Origin of the sequence: Dactylosporangium sp. CA-139114 (assembly GCF_050955725.1) — a bacterium.
Lineage (GTDB): Bacteria > Actinomycetota > Actinomycetes > Mycobacteriales > Micromonosporaceae > Dactylosporangium.
In genome coordinates, this window is record NZ_CP192080.1 from 8,481,647 (window position 1) to 8,500,094 (window position 18,448).

The window sequence follows — 18,448 nt, forward strand, 5'->3', positions numbered from 1 at the left end:
GGTCCCATCTCACTTCGCGGTTTTGCGCAGGCGCTGGAGACGGGCGCCGAAGAGGGCCTCGGCGCCGTCGAGGCGGTCCTGCGCGCGGGAGGCCGCCGCGGCGCGGTCCGCGGTGTCGGCCTCGAGGTGCACGTCGAGCTCGGCCTCGGCCTGCTTGGCGACGAGGCCGGGGTCGGCGCCGCCCGCGACCGAGGCCGCGCCGGGGATGCCGGCGGCGAATCGCCACAGCAGCCGGCGCGCGTCGTGGGCGTCGTCGGGGAGCTGGGCCACCCGCTGCGCGACCTTGACGGCGGCCACGAGGAAGTCGACCCGGGCGCTGAGCGGCCCGACGACGCGGGTCGCGAGCGGCCAGGTGGAGATGGCCAGCAGGCCACGCGCCGGGGCGAGCAGGTCGGCGGTCAGGGCGGGGCAGAGGTAGTACGGGCGGCCGTAGGGGGCCACCTTGAACGAGCGCTCCTCGTCGCGGCGCAGGCTGGTCAGGCGCGCGGCCACGAGCTCGCCCGGGAAGAAGGCGTCGTGGACGGCGATGATGAGCTTCGGCGCGGCGGGGACCGTCAGCAGCGTGAGCGCGTGGTGCACCTGCTCCCGGATCGAGAGCATGGGCGGCGGGGTGGGCTGGCGCGGTACGACCGGCGCCCGCTCCTCCAGACGGGCGAGCGCCTCGTCCCACTCCTGTTCGGCCCGGCGCAGCTCCGCGCGCAGCGTGCGGGCGTGGGCGCGATCCCCCGTGGTGGCCGCGCGGCGCAGGTCTGCGCGCAGCCGGTCGATCCGGCGCTCGAGCAGCTCGATCTGCTCGCCCGGGGCCGAGATCGATTCGGACACGAACGGCACGGTAACCGGTTCCAGCAAGTTCCAGCAAAGACCAGTGTCGGCGTGTCGCGCTTGCTTTTTCCCGATACTCCTAGGCAGGCACGGGCTGTGGCTGCTCGACCGCTCTGGGTGCCGGCGACCGCTTCGGCAGCGGCCACACCTGCGGCCGCCGCTTCGCCGCGAGGTCCTCGACCCAGCCGAGGCCCAGCACGAGCGCCGCCGTCAGCACCGCGACCAGGGTCAGCTGCACGGTGCTGTGGTAGCCGCCCACCATCGTGATCCCGAGCCACACCCCCACCATGCGCACGAAGGTGATCACGGCCTCGTGCCACAGGTAGATCGTCAGCGCGCGGCGGTTGATCGCCTCGACGGCCGGCGTCGCCGCGCCGAGCGAGAGCGCGGCCGGCGCGGCGTTGAGCATGACGAGCAGGAAGGCCGTCGACCACAGGGTGTCCGCGATCGGGGCGTCGTTGAGGTCGTACCCGCGCGGGCCGGGCGAGTGGAAGAGCAGCGCGAGGCCGAGGCCGCCCATCACCAGGCACACGGGCCACAGGATCTTCTTCGAGATGCGCTGCAGGGTGCCGTCGTGGTGTGCGAAACCGAGCATCCAGGCCGGGGCGTACATGAAGAAGTCGCGCACGATGCCGCCGGAGCCGTGGCCGGTCTCCCACAGCACCACCAGCACCGTGAACGGCACCAGGACGCTCGGGATCGGCCAGCGGCGGAACAGCCACAGCAGCACCGGCGAGGCGATGATGAACCAGAGGTACGAGCGCACGTACCAGATCTGGCTGAACCAGAGCCCGCCGTTCTCGGTGGTCGGCGGGTCGTCGAGCGGCAGGAACCACAGCAGCGTGCGCCAGCTGTGCTCCATGCCGCCCCAGAGCGACATGAGCGTGACGGCGAACACGCCGAGGACCCAGAACGGCACGATGATGCGGCGCATCCGCCGTCCTATCGCCTTCGCGCCCGAGCGGTCCAGCGAGGCGGCCATGAGCGAGCCGCCGAGCGCGAACATCAGGCCCATGGCCGGGAAGACGACGGTCAGCCACGCGAATCCGAGCGTGTGGTAGGTGACCACGCGGATGATCGCGACGGCTCGCAGGAGGTCTACGTACCGGTTCCGCATCCCCTACAGGTTGCCCTGTGACCCTTAGGGGCAACCTTCATTCAGCTCAAAATTGGCTGTGTTTCTTCTCAAAGATCCTAGAGAGCCGGTCCCGTAACCGATCGGGCAATCGAACCGGTTCACCCTCCACGTCCCCCGAGCGCCCCGGTGAGCGCGGGAAAGTCGTTGGGCCCCTCGTGCATCATCCCGTTCACGAAGAACGCCGGGCAGTCGCGGACGCCCCGCTTGCGGCCGCCGGCCATGTCCCGCAACACTCGTTCGTGGTGCTCCCGCGTGCCGCCGGCGTCGGGCAGGCCGAACCGTTCGGCGTAGCGGGCCAGGTCCTCGTCCTGGAGGGCGTCCTGGTGGGTGAGCAGCAGCGCGTGCATGCCCCAGAACGCGTCGGCGTCCGCGGCCGCCTCGGCCAGCAGCGCCGCGGGCATGGCGCGCGGGTGCGCGTCGACCAGCGGGAAGTGCCGGAACTCGAAGCGCAGCTCCTCGCCGTAGTGCAGCTGGATCCGTTCCACGATGCCGAAGGCGCGGCCGGTCTCCGGGCACGCGTAGTCGCCGTACTCGATCAGGCGCAGTGGCGCACCGGCTCGACCCTGAACATGCATGGGGTACCTGTGCCCCGTTTTCCGCCGCGAATGCCCCTCAGGGAATTTCCCTGAGGGGCATTCGCCGTCTCGAGAGGCAATCGCGTGCTGCGGCGCCGGCCGGCGTCTAGTCGAGCAGTTCGGTGACGGTGCCGGCGCCGACCGTGCGGCCGCCCTCGCGGATCGCGAAGCCGAGGCCGGCGTCCATCGCGACCGGCTTGCCCAGCTCGACGGTCACGTCGACCGTGTCACCGGGCATCACCATCGTGATGTCACCCAGGTCCACCGAGCCCATCACGTCCGTGGTGCGGAAGTAGAACTGGGGCCGGTAGTTGGCGAAGAACGGCGTGTGCCGGCCGCCCTCCTTCGTCGTCAGCGCGTACACGTGCGCCTTGAACCGCCGGTGCGGCGCGACCGAGCCGGGCAGCGCGACCACCTGACCGCGCTGCACGTCACCCCGGCGCACGCCGCGCAGCAGCAGCGCCGCGTTGTCGCCGGCCTCGGCCGAGTCCAGCTGCCGGCCGAACATCTCCATCCCGGTGACCACGGTGGACTGGGTGGGGCCCAGCCCGACCACCTCGACGGGCGTGTTGAGCACGAGCGTGCCGCGCTCGACGGAGCCGGTGACGACGGTGCCGCGGCCGGTGATGGTGAGCACGTTCTCGATGGGCATCAGGAACGGCTCGCCGGTGACGCGCTCGGGCAGCGGCACGTACTCGTCCACCGCGTCGAGCAGGTCGGCGACCGACTGCACCCACTCGGGCTCACCGGCGAGCGCCCGCAGCGCGGACACCCGGACGACCGGAATGTCGTCCCCCGGGAAGCCGTACTCGCTCAGCAGCTCCCGCACCTCGAGCTCGACGAGGTCCAGCAGCTCGGTGTCGTCGACCGCGTCGGCCTTGTTCATGGCCACGACGAGGTACGGCACCCCGATCCGCCGCGCGAGGAGCACGTGCTCGCGGGTCTGCGGCATGACCCCGTCGACGGCGCTGACGACGAGGATGGCCCCGTCCACCTGCGCCGCCCCCGTGATCATGTTCTTCACGTAGTCCGCGTGCCCCGGCATGTCGACGTGGGCGTAGTGCCGCTTGCCGGTCTCGTACTCGACGTGCGCGATGTTGATGGTGATGCCGCGGGTGATCTCCTCGGGCGCCCGGTCGATGCCCTCGAAGCTCGTGTAGCGGTTGACGCCCGGGTACCGCTCGGCGAGCACCTTGGTGATGGCGGCGGTCAGGGTCGTCTTGCCGTGGTCGACGTGACCCATCGTGCCGATGTTGAGATGAGGCTTGTTCCTCGTGAACGTCTGCTTGGCCATCTGACTCTCCACAGTGGATTTGTGGTGTGGATGCGCAGAACCATGTGGCCGCGTGCCGGCGTGCTCCGAAGGGGCGGACCGGCTCGGCCGGCTCACCCTCCTCCGTCGGTTCCGCATGATGGCTGCGGGAGGAGGGTCAGCGTCGCAGGCCGGCCTCTAGCGCCGCGGCCAGCGCTTCGGGTGCCCAGGCGACCGCCGAGCCGGCCAGGTGGCCGTGCTCCAGAAGGGCGGTCGTCGCGATCACGTTCGGAAAGGTAGCTCGGGCCCCGCGGGCCCGGCAACGCATTTACGCGTATCCAGGCCGTCAGGAGCGCGGCGGCGGGGGCAGGCGCAGGGCGATCGTCGGCGCGTCGGCCATCACCGAGTTCGGGGCGCCGCCGGTCGGGGCGTCCGCCGGCGGACGGTCCGCGCGCCCGACGGTGATCTCCGGGTAGATCTCGACCTCGTCCCACTCCCCCATGGCCTTGGGCTCGCCACGGGTCAGCTCGATCTCGCGCGGCGCGGCCGTCGGGCCGGTGCGGGCCAGCACCGCGGCGCCGTTCGTGCTCACGTCGGTGACCAGCAGCATGCCGTCACGCAGCTCGAAGCGCAGGTGGTTGCGGCTCACCCGGCGGCTCGACTCGTCGTCGAGCCAGTTGCCGATGGTGATGCCGCCCTGCTCCTCGGGCGCGCGGCCGACGACGACGGGGCGGGCGGCCGAGACCGGGAAACGGGTGCGCACGGCGCCGTTGATCCGCACCGCGAGCGGAGTCGCCGGCGGGCGGGGGCCGGCGTCGATGAGCCGGTCGCCGTGGCGGGGGCAGATGGGCGCGCCGCTCGGCAGGGCGGGCGGGGCCTGGCCGGCGCCCTGGGCCGGCGGGCGGCCGAAGACCGGGCAGTCGGTCGCGGGGCAGCGCCAGTAGCGCTGCAGCACCGGGTGGGGCCGCGGGGTCGAGCCGGTCGACGGCGCGAGCGTCAGCTCCATGCCGCCCTGGGCGCCGGTCGTCAGGTAGACGGGGCCGGGGTGGCCGGGCAGCGGGTTGCGGCTGATCACCGGCACGCCGGTCAGGTGCGCGACCTCCCGCACGCGCGCGTTGACGCGGGCGCCCGGGGGCAGCATCTCGATGAGACCGTCGTCCGACCACCGGCGCAGGACCATGCGCTCGTTCGACGTGAAGTCGGTGTCCGACATCGCGCCGCGCTCGGTGATCGCGTAGAGGCCGGTGTTGCCGTCGCCGAGGCGCCGGCTCAGCGCGTCGATGAACATCCCGAGGCGCAGCAGCGCGGCCGGGCGGCCGCCGTCGAGGTCGACGCTGCGCGCGGCCTCCACCAGGTCGATGACGCCGCCCGCCGCCAGGGGGTCGACGGTCAGGCGGCGCTCGATCGCGTCAAGCGCTCGGCTCGTTTCGAATCGCACCGGAACATTCTGCCTCAGGCGCCGCCACGTGACGCAGACCCGCCGCGGCCCGGCCGCAAAGCCGCCGCCGACCACCTCTGCGGTCGACGGCGGGCTTTACGCCGCGCTCTCGGCGAACCCTCGGGGGGAGGATGGGAAGGCGCCGGGCGCGGTACACACGACGGAGGCATGGGGGGAATGCCGTTCGTCGTGGGTAGGCGTTGGATCACTGTCGGTAATGCAAAAATAGATCACCACTCGAGGGGTCAACAGCGGTGAATGCCTGAATGAACGAGATCTCACCCGCCGCAGACCCCGGCGACCTCGACGAGGCGATGCGCGTCGATGCCGTCGCGCTGCTCGACCGCCAGCGGGTGGTCGGTCGGCTCGAGCTCGACCAGCGGCCGGCGGCCCGGTTCCCGAGTATGCACGCGGGTCCTGAGCCGGATGGTGTCGGGGTAGCCGGGGATGGAGTTGGACAACCATCCGAAGTACGGCTGCTCGGTGACCCGCTCGGGGTCGTCCCACCGCTCGACCGCGCGCTCGAAGTTGACCGGGCTCAGGCTGACCCAGACGTTGTACGTCAGCGGCTCCGCACGGCCGCGCACCGGGATCTCGACCAGCCCCCGGATGAAGAAGTGCAGCTCGTCGAGCCCGGGCGCGTCGATGCAGCAGAGCTCGTCCTCGAGGAAGGACTCGCCGCCGGCTTCGGGGGCACCCCAGTAGTCCGGGGCGGAGAACGCCCACACTGTCGGCACTTCGCCGAGCTCCGCGCCGCAGCATTCGCAGACTGAAGTCACCGCGGCATGGTAGACCCGCGCGGCTGCGCCCACCTTCGCCCGCCCGTCCCGCGGCGCACCGCCGCGTGGCCGACCCGGTGGACCTCGCCGCGCCGGCCATTGGGCACGCCCGCCATCGTTCACTGCCGCGAGGGCGACGCACATCGCGATCGGTGTGCCGGCCGCGGAATCCGGCGAATCGCCTGACGGGCGAAAAATCCGATAAGTTTTCCCATCCCTTCCGGTAACGCCTCGCAGGCGTGAAAATTGGGCCGGGTTGCCCGCCGACGTCGGTCCGTTACCTGGGACGTAGGAGCCCGTCGATAAGTTTGACGTCGGGGCCTGGCCCTGACGGGTCACGCACTGTTGCCTTGAGCACGCCGGTCAGCATTTCGGTTCCCGACCGTGGCCCCCGGGCATCCCGCCATGTCTGTGCCGAGTACAGGTGATGGAGGACCGGCCGTAGTGATCAGTGAGCCCGAGGAGATCGCCGATGCTGCGTATGAGCAGCTCTTCGAGCGGGTCTGCGCGGTCGATGTGGCCAAGGAGTCGGGCAAGGTGTGCACTCGCCTGCCCCGGCCGGCTGCGCCGGGGCGGCGGGTGAGCCGGGTGTGGGATGTGCCGGCCACGGCCCGGGCCGTTGCTGAGCTCGCCGACCAGCTGGTCGGGCTGGGGATTGCGAAGGTCACCGTCGAGTCGACGTCGGATTACTGGCGGATCTGGTTCTACCTGTTCGAGGCGGCTGGGCTGGATGTGCAGCTGGTCAATGCCCGGGACGTCAAGAACGTGCCGGGCCGGCCCAAGACTGACAAGCTTGACGCGGTGTGGCTGGCCAAGCTGACCGAGAAGGGTCTGTTGCGGCCCTCGTTCGTGCCGCCGGCGCAGATCCGGGTGCTGCGCGACTACACCCGGATGCGCACCGATCTGGTCCGGGAACGCACCCGGCACTGGCAGCGGCTGGAAAAGCTTCTCGAAGACGCGCTGATCAAGGTGTCGTCGGTGGCCAGCAAACTGGACACGCTGTCTGCTCGGGACATGATCGAGGCGCTGATCCGTGGTGAACGCGATCCGCGGGTGCTGGCCGGCCTGGCCCGCGGCAAGATGCGAGCCAAACACGCCGCTCTGGTCGAGGCGCTGACCGGCCGGTTCGATGACCATCACGCCGAACTGGCCCGGATGCTGCTGGACCAGATCGACGGGCTGGACCGGCAGGTCGACATCCTCACCACCCGCATCGAGCAGCTGATCGCCGCGATCCCGGCCGCGGCAGCACCCACCACCGGCCCCAGCGGCCACGACGAACCCGGCCCGGGCATCCCATCCCAGGCTGGACTGCCCGCGCTGGACCGGCTGGCCGAGATCCCCGGCATCGGCCTGCGCGGCGCGCAGATCATCCTGGCCGAGATCGGCCTGGACATGACCAGGTTCCCCACCGCCGCCCACCTGACGTCCTGGAGCAAGCTGTGTCCCCGCACCATCCAGTCCGGGGCCACCAACCGGGCCGGCAAGACCGGCAAGGGCAACCCCTACCTCAAAGGCATCCTCGGTGAGGCCGCCGCCGCAGCCGCCAAAACCAGCACCTTCCTCGGCGAACGCTACCGGCGCATCGTGAAACGCCGCGGCAAACTCAAAGCCCTCGTCGCTGTCGCCCGTTCCATCCTCGTCATCGTCTGGCACCTACTCAACGACCCCACCACCCGCTTCCACGACCTCGGCCCTGACTACCACACCACCCGCGTCAACACCGACCGCAAAATCCGCAACCTCATCCGGCAACTCGAAGCCCTCGGCCACACCGTCACCCTGCAACCCACCGCCTGAACCACACCCCGCACCAGCCTGCAGCGCGCAAGCCCCGCCACAGGCCGCTGCCGCACACCCACAGTCCGTCGTGGTCCAGGTCATTTTCCGGTCAGTCGTGGCGCGCAGCGCCCGACTTATCGGGCCGAAACCGGCCGCATCAGCCCTGAGCCGCGATCTGTCGCGGCGCACAGCGCCCGACTTAACGGGCCGAAACCGGCCGCGTTAACGGGCCGAAACCGGCCGCGTCAGCCCTGAGCCGCGATCTCCCGAGCCCGGTCGCGCGCCGCCTCCAGGGCCGCGAGCAGCGCCGCCCGCACGCCGTGGTTCTCCAGCTCGCGAATCGCGTTGATCGTGGTGCCGGCCGGAGACGTCACCGCCTCGCGGAGCTTCACCGGGTGCTCGCCCGACTCGCGCAGCATCACCGCCGAGCCGATCGCGGTCTGCACGATCAGGTCGTGGGCCACCTGGCGGGGCAGGCCGAGCAGGATGCCCGCGTCGGTCATGGCCTCGACGAGGTAGTAGAAGTAGGCCGGGCCCGAGCCCGACAGGGCCGTGACCGCGTCCTGCTGGGACTCGGGCACCCGGATGGTGCGCCCGAGCGGGCGGAACATCTCCTCGGCCACGGCCAGGTGCTCGGCGGTCGCGAAGGAGCCGGCCGAGATCGCGGTCATCGCCTCGTCGACGAGGGCGGGAGTGTTGGTCATGACCCGCACGACCGGGGTGCCCTCCGGCAGGTGCTTGGCGAAGAAGGCCGTGGGCAGGCCGGCGCACAGGGACACGACCAGCTTGCCGGCGGGCATCTTCGGGCCCAGGTCGGCCAGCAGCGCGCCGGCGTCCTGGGGCTTCACGGCGATGGTGACGACGTCGGCCTCGCGCAGGGCGGTCTCGTTGTCCACGACGCGGATGCCGTAGCGCTCCGTCAGCTCGCGAGCGCGCTCCGGCCGGCGGGCCGTCGCGATGATCCGGTCGGTGGACCAGCCGGCTCGCTGCAGGCCCGACAGCAGGACCTCGCCGAGTTTTCCGGCACCGAGAACGGCGATGACGCGCACGACACAACCCCCAGAGACAAGCAAGCGCCTGGGGCCGCGCGTGCGGCCCCAGGCGGTACCACAGGAAGATCAGGAACCGAAGAAGACCTCGGCCTCGGTGTAGCGCTCCACCGGCACGGTCTTGAGCTCGCGCGTCGCGTCCGCGAGCGGGACCCGCACGATGTCGGTGCCGCGCAGCGCGACCATCTTGCCGAAGTCGCCGTCGTGCACGGCGTCGATCGCCTGCAGGCCGAAGCGGGTCGCGAGCACGCGGTCGAACGCGCTCGGGGTGCCGCCGCGCTGGATGTGGCCGAGCACGACCGTGCGGGCCTCCTTGCCGGTCTTCGCCTCGAGCTGCTCGGCGAGCCACTGGCCGATGCCGCCGAGGCGGACGTGGCCGAAGGCGTCGAGCTCCTGGTTGAGCAGCGTCATCTGGCCGTCGAGCGGCTGGGCGCCCTCGGCGACGACGACGATCGGGGCGTACTGCGTCTGGAAGCGCTTCTCGACGTAGCCCGCAACCTGGTCGACGTCGAACTGCCGCTCCGGCAGCAGGATCACGTTCGCGCCGCCGGCGAGGCCGGCGTGCAGGGCGATCCAGCCCGCGTGGCGGCCCATGACCTCGACCACGAGGGTGCGGTGGTGCGACTCGGCCGTGGTGTGCAGCCGGTCGATCGCCTCCATGGCGATGTTCACGGCGGTGTCGAAGCCGAACGTGTAGTCGGTCGCGCCGAGGTCGTTGTCGATCGTCTTCGGCACGCCGACGACGTTCACGCCGAGGTCGGTGAGCTTGCTGGCCACGCCGAGGGTGTCCTCGCCGCCGATGGCGACGAGCGCGTCGACGCCCAGCTCGGACAGGTTCGCCTTGATCTTCTCGACGCCGCCGTCGATCTTGAACGGGTTCGTGCGGGAGGAGCCGAGGATGGTGCCGCCGCGCGGAAGGATGCCGCGGACCTGGGCGATGCCCAGCTCGCGGGTGATGCCCTCGAGGGGACCGCGCCAACCGTCACGGAAGCCCACGAACTCGTGGCCGTAGGTGGAGATCCCCTTGCGGACCACGGCACGGATGACCGCGTTGAGGCCGGGGCAGTCGCCGCCCCCGGTCAGTACGCCGATACGCATGCTTGATCTAGCCTTCCTGGTTGCGTGCCCGACCCCCGAGAAGGGCGCGGTCGAGCCGGAGGTACCGCATCATGGCGACGCTGCCGATTCACAGCGCACTGTAGTCGCTCCGGCTGAGCCCTCAGCAGTCGTCCCCGCGGATCCCGAACTTCTTCGCCGACTCGTGCTCCTGGGTCAGCCGGCGCAGCGCCGCCAGCAGCGAGTCGCCGAGGATCGATCCGACGACGGCGGCGTAGAGCATCCCCTCGGGGCCGGTGGCCCGCCCGACGAAGGCCAGATCGTGCACCGCGATCGTCTCGGCGACGTCGGCGTACTGCTCCAAAAGTACCCCCACATCGGCCCCTACCTGCTCGAACGCGGCGAGCACCTCGGCCGCGGCCTGCCGGGCGGGCGCCTGCGGGCCGACCAGCCAGCCCCGCTTCTCGGCGAGCCGGTCGATGCGCTGGCGGGCCGCCGCGACCGACTCGGGATCGATGGACTCCTTGCCGTTCGCGGACGAGGGCAGGGCGCGGCCGAGCACGCTGTGCACGTCCGGGTCGGGCTCGTCGAGCGCCTCGAGGAGCTGACGGATGGTGGCGATCGGCAGCCGGCCGATGTCCAGCAGCGCCCGCACGAGGCGCAGCCGCTGGACGTGGCGATCGTCATACCGCGCCTGGTTCGGGCTGGTCAGCTCGCCGGCCGGGAGCAGGCCCTCGCGCAGGTAGTACTTGATCGTCGGCACCGGGACACCGGTCTGACGGCTCAGTTCCGCAATGCGCACGTGACTCCTTCCGACCTTGGAATGGATAGTGTACCTTCCCGTTTATGGGAAGCACAGCTATCCACTATCCGCTCAAGGGGGCGGCGATGCACCGGCCCCTCATCGCTGTCGCCGGCCTGATGGCCGCCCTGACCCTCGCCACCCTGATCGGCGTCCTCGTCGACGACCGCACCCTGCTCGGCGCGCCGATCTGGCTCAAGCCGCTCAAGTTCTCGATCTCGATCGCCATCTACGCCACCACGATCGCGTGGCTGCTGCCGCGGCTCGAGCGGCGGCCGCGGCTGGGCTGGTGGCTCGGCACGGTCATCGCGGGCACCATGCTCGTCGAGATGGTGATCATCGCCGGGCAGGCGGCCCGCGGCCACCAGAGCCACTTCAACAACCGCACGCCCCTCGACGCGACGCTGTACAGCATCATGGGCGCCACCATCGCGATCGCCTGGGTCGCCACGCTGATCATCGCCGTCCTGCTGCTCATGCAGCGCATGCCGGACCGGGCCGACGCGCTCGCGGTGCGCTTCGGCATCCTCGTCGCGCTGGCCGGCATGGGCGTCGGCTTCCTCATGACCATCCCCAGCGCCGCCCAGCTCGCCACCGGCCACCCCACGATCGTCGGCGCGCACGCGGTCGGCGTGCCGGACGGCGGCCCCGGCCTGCCGCTGCTGGGCTGGAGCACCACCGGTGGCGACCTGCGCGCCGGGCACTTCATCGGCATGCACGCCCTGCAGGCGCTGCCGCTGTTCGCGTTCGCCCTGGCCCTGGCCGGGCGCCGGATCGCCCGGCTGCGCGACGAGCGGGTCCGCGCCCGGCTGATCGGCGTCTTCGGGCTGCTCTACGCCGGGCTCACGGCGCTGGTCACCTGGCAGGCCCTGCGTGGGCAGCCGCTCGTGCGCCCCGACGCGGTGACCCTGTCCGCCGCGGCCGCGCTGCTCCTGCTCGCCGTGGCCGGGGCCGCCTGGGCCGGGTCCGCAGGCGCGAAGGCGACCGTCGCGCCCGCGGGGGCCCTGGCATGAACGGGACGCTGTTCGAGCTGGCGTTCCTCGCGACGGTACCGTTCTGGGCCCTCATGATCCTGGCCCCCGCCTGGCGCTGGACCCGGCGGATCGTCTCCTCGCCGCTCATCGTCCTGCCCACGCTGCTCGTCTGGGCGGTGGCGATCGCGCCGGACTTCGGGGACTTCGCGCGCGAGATGCTCGGCCCCGACCTGGCCGGGGTCAAGGCACTGTTCGCGCGCGACGACGTGGTGGCCGCGGTGTGGGCCCAGGTCATCGCGTGGGACCTGTTCGTCGGCCGCTGGATCTACCTCGACAGCCGGGCGCGCGGCCTGCACCCGCTGCTCATGGCCCCGCTGCTCGTGCTCACGATCCTGCTCTCGCCGCTCGGGCTGCCGCTGTACCTCGCGATCCGGCTGTTCGGGCGGCCCGGGTCAGCCGTGCATGACGCGCCAGCGGGCGAGGTTGTGGCGCGCGTCGACTAGGGCGTCGTGGCGGCCCTCCGCGACCGGCAGCGGGGGGCGCCCGGCGTCGTCCCACAACTGGCGGAGGTCCTTGGTGAAGCGCGGGATCTCCCGGGGCAGGGCCGGCATCGAACCCCACAGCTGGGCCAGGGCGACGTGGTCGTAGGCGGCGTACCAGGCCCACAGCTCGATCTCGTCCGCGTCACCGGCCTTGAGCGGCTCGGTGAGGAAGTCCAGCAGCTCCTCGCGGATGCGCTCCCGCGACCGCCACGCCTTGTCGGCCGGGGACGGCAGCTTGTCCAGCACGTTGCGGCGCACCCACGAGACCGCGCGCGAGTCGTCGAACTCGGTCGAGACCGCGTAGTACTCGCGGCCGTGCTCGTCGACCACGCCGATGGACACGAGGTCGATCAGCTTGCCGTCCTCGATGAACTCGCAGTCGTAGAAGTACCGATAGGGGGCCACCGGCCCCATCCAACACCATCCGGTCCCGGGTGATCACAGGGCGTCGGACAGTTGCGCGTACAGCCCGGCGAGCCGGGTCAGCTCGGCGCGGTCCCCCGGCTGGGCGCCCCCGGCGTGCGCGCGCGCCGCCACCCCGGCCGCGGCCAGCGCCGTGGCCAGGCACAACAGGGCCGGCAGGACGGCCTCGCACTCGTCGCGGGGCACGCGGGACGAGTGCAGGTAGGCATCCACGAGCCCGTCGGCCGCGTCCGGCCCGCCCGCCGCGAGCACCGCGGCGGCCAGGTCCGCCAGCAGCGGCCCGGTGCCGGCGGCGGACCAGCCGACCAGGCCGACCGCGCCCGTGGCCGGGTCGAGGCGGAAGTGCGCGGCCCGCGGGTCGTTGTGCAGCACGCCGTACGTGAGCTGGTCGGTCACCATGATCCGGCGCACCGCCGCGGCCGTGTCCCGCAGCGCCGGCCCGAGCCAGGGGTCCGCGGCGAGGTGGCGGCCCGCGGCCGCGGACGCCGCCGGATCGAACTTCGCCAGGTGCTGATGCGTGAACCGGCGCAGGGTGCGGTGCGCGGACCCGAGAGTGTCGCCCCACCACTGCCGGTCGAGCGGGTCGGCCGCGCGCAGGGGGCGCCCCGGCACCAGGTGGAGCAGGGCCACCACGCCGTCACCGGTGGCCACCGTCAGGGCGCCGTCGGCCGCGCGGACCGCGGACCCGGCCCCGACGCCGCACGCGTCCACGTGCCCGGCCGCGGCGAGCCCGGCCTCGAGACCGGACCGTCCACGCATCGGCACCCATTTACCGACAAATTGGCCGCCGTTGATCTCGACCTGCCATGCGCGGCGGTCCAGCGGAATGCACGGACCGGGATTGCACTGCCAGCTTCGGCGCAACGTCGCACGCACCTGCTCGGCGGCGGGGGCAGACACGCAGCGCATTATCCGCCCCCGCGGCGGAGCGCACCCGCAAATCGGCGGAAATACTCCGGGATCGCCCCCGGGCAGCGGCCGGCCGAAGGGTGCCCGCACCACCCCCCGGCCCGCCCGCACCGGTGCCGCGCCCCCGCCACCCGGCCGCTTGCACGATGGCACTAGCCTGCGTGCGGACTCATGCGCGGCGCTGTCAGTGAGCCGATGCGGGGATGTACAGACTCCGACACGCACGTCATGATCTGGTAGAAGTTCCGTACTGTCGTCGTGATCACCTACCGTGATCACGAGTCCGATCAACGCCGAACCGGGAGGGGTTTGACCGTGGAGGGTCGGCTGCCAGATCCCGGCGACGCACTGACCGGTGTGGAAATGTTCAGTGGTCTGGAGCCCGATGTGCGTCAACGGGTCATCCAGGCGGCGGTGCCACGGACATACCGCAAAGGCCAGCTGCTGTTCGTCGAAAACGATCCGGGAGAGTCGCTCATCGTGCTCAAGCGCGGTGCCGTGATGGTGTTCCGGACCGCGCCGACCGGCGAACGCGCGGTCCTCTCCGTCGTGCGGCCCCCCGACACGCTGGGCGAGGTGGCGCTGCTCGACGGCGCGGCGCGCTCGGCCTCGGCCGAGGCGATCGAGGACTGCCAGGCGCTGGCCCTGTCCCGGCACGCGTTCATCGAGCTGGTCCACGCCAACCCGCGGATCCTCGACGCGGTGATGCGCTCGCTGGGCATGCTCATCCGGCGGCTCACCGAGCAGAACGCCGATCACGTCTTCCTCGACCTGCCGGGCCGGGTGGCCAAGACGCTGGTCCGGCTGGCCGGCGAGACCACCGCGCCGATGGTCACCATCGAGCTCAACCAGAGCCAGCTCGCCGAGATGGCCGGCGGCTCGCGGCAGAGCGTCAACCAGGCGATCGGATCGTTCGCCAGCCGCGGCTGGCTGCGCACCGAGGGGCGCCGGATCGTCGTCACGGACCTGACCGCGCTGCGCCGGCGTGCCGGAATGACCGACCGGTAAGTACCGTTTCGGGCCAGGATTGTAGGGCTGGACGGCCGGGGTCGCGGGTGCCATTTCGGACACCTGGCCGCCCCGGCCGCCGCCGTGTGAGGATGGGATCTCACAGGGCAAGGGAGTGTCGGCGATTTCCAGTCAGTGCGCACGCTGCGGCCGCCAGGCGGGCGAGGGCGACCGTTTCTGCGGTGGATGCGGCGCCGAGCTGAGCCCACCCTGCCCCACGTGCGGGCGCACGCTCGCCCCCGACGCCGCGTTCTGCACCGGCTGCGGCACCCCGCGGGCGGACACGACGGCGGCGCGCAACCTGATCCGCGCCGAGCGCGCGACCGGCCGGGCCTCCGTGCCCGCGATCCCGCCCGCCCGCAGCGAGGACCGGCGCCGCATCAGCGTGCTGTTCGTGGACCTGATCGACTTCACGCCCTACGTCGAGCGCGCCGACCCCGAGCTCGTGCGCGAGCTGCAGAAGAGCTTCTTCTCCACCGCCCGCGAGGTCATCGGGCAATACGGCGGGGTCGTGGAGAAGTACATCGGCGACGCGGTCATGGCGCTCTTCGGCGCGCCCGTGGCCACCGAGACCGACGCCGTGCGCTGCGTGCGGGCCGGCCTGGAGCTGCAGCGGGTGCTCGCCCGCTACGCCAGCACCGGCGAGGGCGAGCGTGAGCTGCGCTTCCGCGTCGGCGTGGCCACCGGCGAGGCGCTGGTGGACGTGGCCGCGGCCCGCGACGGCGGCCAGGCGATCGTCGCCGGCGACGTGGTCAACACCGCCTCCCGGCTGCAGTCGCTGGCGCCGCCCGGCGGGGTGCTGGTCTGCGGCACGACCTACGCGCTGACCAAGTCCTCGATCCGCTTCGAGCAGCAGCCGCCGGCCACGCTGCGCGGGCGCTCCACCCCGACCGAGGTCTGGCTGGCCCTGGCCCCGCTGCGGCGCAACCACCCCGACCGCGAGGCGGGCTCCACGCCGCTGGTCAACCGCACCCACGAGCTGAGCCTGCTGGTCAACGCCCTGCACCGGGGGCTGCGCGAGCGCACGCCGCAGCTCGTGACCGTGCTCGGGCACGCCGGGATCGGCAAGAGCCGGCTGGTGCACGAGCTCTTCCTGCACGCCGAGCGGCTCTTCGACGCGCCGGTGGCCTGGCGGACCGGGCGCTGCCCGCCCTTCGGGGAGAACGTCACCTACGCGGCGCTGGCCGACATCGTCAAGGCGCAGGCCGGCATCCTCGACACCGACTCGGCCGAGACGACCCGGGAGCGGCTGGACGCGGCCCTGGCCGCGATCGTCGGCCCGGCGGTCTCCTTCTCGGAGGCCGAGCGGCTCGCCGACGCGCTCAGCCCGCTGGTCGGCCTGCCCGGGCCCAAGCTCGCGCCGGACGAGACCGAGTCGGCCTGGCGGCGCTTCGTCGTCGCGCTGGCCGCGCACCGCCCGACCGTCCTGGTCTTCGAGGACCTGCACTGGGCCGACGAGTCGATGGTCCGGTTCGTGGAGCGCCTCGGCGCCTCGGTGCGCGACGTGCCGCTGCTGCTGCTGTGCACGGCGCGCCCGGAGCTGCTGGAGCGCAACCCGAGCTGGGCGGGGGCCGTGGCCGGGGCGGTGACGATCACGCTGCCGCCGCTGCGCGACGCCGAGATCGCCACGATGTACGCGCACCTGCTCGGGGCGGCCACGTTCCCGTCGCAGTCGCTGAGCTCCCTGGTCGAGCTGGCCGACGGCAATCCGCTGTACGCGCTGGAGTACACGCGCATGCTCGCCGAGCAGGGCAGCGTGCGGGCCACCGACGCGCTCGGCCGCACGCTGCCGATGCCCGACAGCGTGCACGCGGTCATCGCCAACCGGGTCGACCTGCTCGACGCCGCCGACCGCGCGGTGCTGCAGGCCGCGGCCGTGGTCGGGATGAACTTCTGGCCGGGCGCGGTCGGCGCCGCGATGAGCCGGCCCGCCGACGGGATCGAGCGCTCGCTGCGCCGGCTGGAGCAGCGCGACCTCATCCACGAGCAGGCCGCCTCGACGATGGAGGGGCAGACGGAGTACCGCTTCGGCCACGTCCTGGTCCGGGACGTCTGCTACCAGCGCCTGCCCCGCACCGAGCGGGTCGCCCGGCACGAGCTGACCGCCGAGTGGCTCGACGGCCTGGCCGCGGGCCGGAACACCGATCTCGCCGAGGTCGTGGCGAACCACCGCTTCACGGCCTACGAGATCGCCCGCTCGCTGGGCCTGGACGCCTCGCGCTACAGCGTGCCGGCCCGCGCCGCGATGCACCGGGCCGCCCAGCGGGCCTACGCCCTGCACGCGCTGGAGGCCGCGGCCGCGCACGCCAACAAGGCGCTCGCGCTGTGCGACGCCGCCACCGACCCGCTCGAGCGGCTGCGCATCGAGCAGCTCAGCTCCGAGATCCTGTTCTACGGCAACCCGGAGGCGTTCCTGAGCGGCGGCGGGGCCGACCGGCTGGTCGGGCTGGCCGAGCGGCTCTACGCGGCCGGCGACCAGGCCGGCGCGGCGCGGGCCTGGACCGTGCGGGGCCAGGCCGCGTGGCTGCGCGCCGACCGCCTCGACGCGCTGTCCTGCCTGGACCGCGCGGTCGAGCTCTTCGACGAGCTGCCCGACGGGCCGCCGAAGGCGGACGCCTACGCCGAGCTGGGCCGCCTGCACATGCTGAACTTCGAGGTCGACCCGGCGGTCGCGGCGGCCAGCGCGGCCGCGGAGATCGCCGACCGGCTGGGCCTGATCGAGGTGGCCACCGGCGCCCGGATCACCATCGGCACCGCACTGTTCCAGGCCGGCGACCGCAACGGGCTGGTCGAGCTGCAGACGGCGCTGGACGTCAGCCGCGAGCGGCGGCTGCTCTCGGAGCACCGGGCACTGCGCAACGTCTCGTGGGCGCTGCTGGAGGACGGCGACTGGACCGCGGCCTCGGCCCTGCTCGGCGACAGCCGCAACGCGGTGCCGGGCAGCCACACCCTCGCCACCGGCTACTCCGACGTGGCCCAGTCGGCGTACTTCACCGGCGACTGGCCCGCCTACGTGGCCGCGGCCGAGGCGATGGCCGAGACCGGCGCCGAGTGGGACCTGCAGGTGCGCGGGGTGCGCGCCTGGATCCGCACGCTGCGGGGCGACGACGGCGACGACGACGTCGAGGAGCTGGTCGCGGCCGGGCGCCGCTCCGGCTTCTACCGCCTGCAGTGGGTCGTGCTCGGCCACGGCGCCCTGTGCCGGGCGCTGCAGGGCCGCGACCGCGAGGCCGAGGCGCTGATCGTGGAGCTGGCCAAGACGTGGCGCGAGGTCCGGGCGATCGCCAGCGGCGAGTGGATCGACGCGACCGCGCACGCGGCGGTGCTGTCGGGCCGGGTGGCGATGATGGCGATCCGGGACATGCTCGCCGACGTGCCGCACCGCACCCCGTGGGTCGAGGCGGCGCTGCGCACGATCACCGGGGCGATCGCCTCCGTCGACGGTGACCACGCCCGGGCCGCGGACATGCACCTCGCGGCCGCGGAGATCTACGGCGAGATCCCGAACAACTCCGCGCGCATCCTGTCGGTGACCTGGGCGGTGCGGGCGCTCGGGCTGGCCGGCGACGAGCGCATCGAGCCGTGGCGGGCCGAGCTGGTCGCCTTCGCCGAGCAGGCGGGCACCCCGAAGCTGCTCTCGCTCGCGGGGCTCACGCCGCCTCCGCTCCGCTCCGGCGACGCGAGCCCAGGAGACTGAGCTTCCCGATCGCGGCCCCTCCGCTCCGCTCCGGACCGCTCACGCCGCCTCCGCTCCGCTCCGACGACGCGAGCCCAGGAGACTGAGCTTCCCGATCGCGGCCCCTCCGCTCCGCTCCGGACCGCTCACGCCGCCTCCGCTCCGCTCCGACGACGCGAGCCCAGGAGACTGAGCTTCCCGATCGCGGCCCCTCCGCTCCGCT

The 18,448-nt window shown here is 72.5% G+C and carries 16 protein-coding genes; 5 read left to right on the forward strand and 11 right to left on the reverse strand.

Going from position 1 to position 18,448, the window contains the following annotated elements; translation table 11 throughout:
* Positions 1 to 9: 9 nt before the first annotated feature.
* The 6 genes from ACQP2P_RS37970 to ACQP2P_RS37995 all read right to left on the reverse strand — a co-directional run bounded on the left by ACQP2P_RS37970 (position 10) and on the right by ACQP2P_RS37995 (position 6,004).
* A complete protein-coding gene (locus ACQP2P_RS37970) occupies positions 10 to 822 on the reverse strand; it encodes a hypothetical protein (protein ID WP_433609317.1) in 813 nt (270 codons plus the stop codon).
* Between the two features lie 79 nt (positions 823 to 901).
* On the reverse strand, positions 902 to 1,939 hold the full coding sequence (locus tag ACQP2P_RS37975) for an acyltransferase family protein (protein ID WP_433609319.1): 1,038 nt from the start codon (positions 1,937 to 1,939) through the stop codon (positions 902 to 904).
* 119 nt (positions 1,940 to 2,058) lie between these two features.
* On the reverse strand, positions 2,059 to 2,535 hold the full coding sequence (locus ACQP2P_RS37980; RefSeq protein ID WP_433609321.1) for a DsbA family protein: 477 nt from the start codon (positions 2,533 to 2,535) through the stop codon (positions 2,059 to 2,061).
* Between the two features lie 106 nt (positions 2,536 to 2,641).
* Positions 2,642 to 3,829, reverse strand: coding sequence for an elongation factor Tu (tuf, locus tag ACQP2P_RS37985; protein ID WP_433609324.1), 1,188 nt, complete (start codon positions 3,827 to 3,829; stop codon positions 2,642 to 2,644).
* A 304-nt stretch (positions 3,830 to 4,133) separates the two neighbouring features.
* Entirely contained in the window at positions 4,134 to 5,225 is a 1,092-nt protein-coding gene (locus tag ACQP2P_RS37990) for an FHA domain-containing protein (RefSeq protein WP_433609326.1), read from the reverse strand.
* A gap of 278 nt (positions 5,226 to 5,503) precedes the next feature.
* On the reverse strand, positions 5,504 to 6,004 hold the full coding sequence (locus ACQP2P_RS37995) for a DUF2199 domain-containing protein (RefSeq protein WP_433609328.1): 501 nt from the start codon (positions 6,002 to 6,004) through the stop codon (positions 5,504 to 5,506).
* A gap of 444 nt (positions 6,005 to 6,448) precedes the next feature.
* Here ACQP2P_RS37995 and ACQP2P_RS38000 point away from each other — a divergent pair, with 444 nt between their 5' ends.
* Positions 6,449 to 7,804 (forward strand): IS110 family transposase, encoded by a 1,356-nt coding sequence (locus tag ACQP2P_RS38000; protein WP_433609330.1) that lies wholly within the window; start codon positions 6,449 to 6,451, stop codon positions 7,802 to 7,804.
* A 227-nt stretch (positions 7,805 to 8,031) separates the two neighbouring features.
* Here ACQP2P_RS38000 and proC read toward each other — a convergent pair whose 3' ends face one another.
* The 3 genes from proC to ACQP2P_RS38015 form a co-directional block, all read right to left on the reverse strand.
* Positions 8,032 to 8,835 carry a pyrroline-5-carboxylate reductase gene (gene proC, locus ACQP2P_RS38005; RefSeq protein WP_433609332.1) on the reverse strand — a complete coding sequence of 268 codons (804 nt, stop codon included), beginning with the start codon at positions 8,833 to 8,835 and terminating at the stop codon, positions 8,032 to 8,034.
* Between the two features lie 69 nt (positions 8,836 to 8,904).
* On the reverse strand, positions 8,905 to 9,933 hold the full coding sequence (locus ACQP2P_RS38010; protein WP_433609334.1) for a 6-phosphofructokinase: 1,029 nt from the start codon (positions 9,931 to 9,933) through the stop codon (positions 8,905 to 8,907).
* A gap of 121 nt (positions 9,934 to 10,054) precedes the next feature.
* A complete protein-coding gene (locus ACQP2P_RS38015) occupies positions 10,055 to 10,693 on the reverse strand; it encodes a MerR family transcriptional regulator (RefSeq protein WP_433609336.1) in 639 nt (212 codons plus the stop codon).
* Between the two features lie 44 nt (positions 10,694 to 10,737).
* Here ACQP2P_RS38015 and ACQP2P_RS38020 point away from each other — a divergent pair, with 44 nt between their 5' ends.
* Positions 10,738 to 11,706, forward strand: a complete 969-nt coding sequence (locus ACQP2P_RS38020; protein ID WP_433609338.1) for a hypothetical protein — start codon at positions 10,738 to 10,740, stop codon at positions 11,704 to 11,706.
* Positions 11,703 to 12,170 (forward strand): ABA4-like family protein, encoded by a 468-nt coding sequence (locus ACQP2P_RS38025; RefSeq protein WP_433609340.1) that lies wholly within the window; start codon positions 11,703 to 11,705, stop codon positions 12,168 to 12,170. The genes ACQP2P_RS38020 and ACQP2P_RS38025 overlap by 4 nt, the downstream gene beginning before the upstream one ends.
* Here the strand turns inward: ACQP2P_RS38025 and ACQP2P_RS38030 are convergent.
* Both ACQP2P_RS38030 and ACQP2P_RS38035 read right to left on the reverse strand, forming a co-directional pair.
* Entirely contained in the window at positions 12,120 to 12,614 is a 495-nt protein-coding gene (locus tag ACQP2P_RS38030; RefSeq protein ID WP_433609342.1) for a polyadenylate-specific 3'-exoribonuclease AS, read from the reverse strand. The two genes, ACQP2P_RS38025 and ACQP2P_RS38030, sit on opposite strands and share 51 nt — an antisense overlap.
* A 33-nt stretch (positions 12,615 to 12,647) precedes the next feature.
* A complete protein-coding gene (locus tag ACQP2P_RS38035) occupies positions 12,648 to 13,391 on the reverse strand; it encodes a phosphotransferase (RefSeq protein WP_433609344.1) in 744 nt (247 codons plus the stop codon).
* A 465-nt stretch (positions 13,392 to 13,856) separates the two neighbouring features.
* Here ACQP2P_RS38035 and ACQP2P_RS38040 point away from each other — a divergent pair, with 465 nt between their 5' ends.
* Together ACQP2P_RS38040 and ACQP2P_RS38045 are read left to right on the forward strand one after the other, a co-directional pair.
* Positions 13,857 to 14,549: a Crp/Fnr family transcriptional regulator gene (locus tag ACQP2P_RS38040; protein WP_350614948.1), complete on the forward strand. Its 693-nt coding sequence runs from the start codon at positions 13,857 to 13,859 to the stop codon at positions 14,547 to 14,549.
* 115 nt (positions 14,550 to 14,664) lie between these two features.
* The gene (locus tag ACQP2P_RS38045; RefSeq protein ID WP_433609347.1) at positions 14,665 to 18,246 is read left to right on the forward strand and encodes an ATP-binding protein; all 3,582 of its coding nucleotides are present in this window, start codon (positions 14,665 to 14,667) and stop codon (positions 18,244 to 18,246) included.
* The last annotated feature ends 202 nt before the right edge of the window (positions 18,247 to 18,448 follow it).